Origin of the sequence: Oscillibacter sp. 1-3 (assembly GCF_000403435.2) — a bacterium.
GTDB lineage: Bacteria > Bacillota > Clostridia > Oscillospirales > Oscillospiraceae > Oscillibacter.
In genome coordinates this window covers 169,203-169,754 of the sequence record NZ_KE159711.1, presented here as the reverse complement: position 1 = coordinate 169,754, position 552 = coordinate 169,203, and the positions used below count along the sequence as shown (strand labels likewise).

Genomic DNA, 552 nt, shown 5'->3' with positions numbered 1-552 from the left:
CCACGATGACTCCCTCCTTTTTGTTCGTATGTCCTACTATACACCGGAGACGGCAAAATCCCACAAAATTTTTTTGCAAAATTAAGAGCACAGAAAAACCTGCCCGCTCTCAATGGAAGGCGGGCAGGCGTTCTTTCAGGCTGCACAATGATTCGTCTGTACTCAGATGTTATCCTCGCACCACCTCGCAATCTCCCCAATCAGCTCCAGCGGGAGCGGCTTGCTGTAGGGGAGCTGGATGGCACCCTTGCTGGTCTTGTACTCCGTCAGCCGCCCAGCGAACGCCTCCACAGCCTCCGGGCCGGGGTACAGGCCGATGTGCCGCTTGGAGGCTGCGAACTGGATCAGGTTGCGGCCCTTCCAGTAGGTGGGCATACTCCAGGAGATTTTCTCCTTGGCCTCCGGGATGCTGGCCTTGATGGCGGCGTTGATCTGCTGCAGATAGTCCTGCGCCTCCTCCGGCTGGGCGGCGATATACTCCTCAATCGTCGCCGGAGGTTTCCCGCAGTAGTGGCTCTGGTCCACATTTTTGAATGATCGCCCGCACTTGGG

1 protein-coding gene is annotated in these 552 nt (G+C 57.4%); it reads right to left on the bottom strand.

Translation table 11 applies throughout. From position 1 onward, the window contains the following. Positions 1–162: 162 nt before the first annotated feature. Positions 163–552 (bottom strand): iron chaperone (locus C816_RS19075; protein WP_016324051.1); only part of this gene is annotated, 390 nt, incomplete at its 5' end.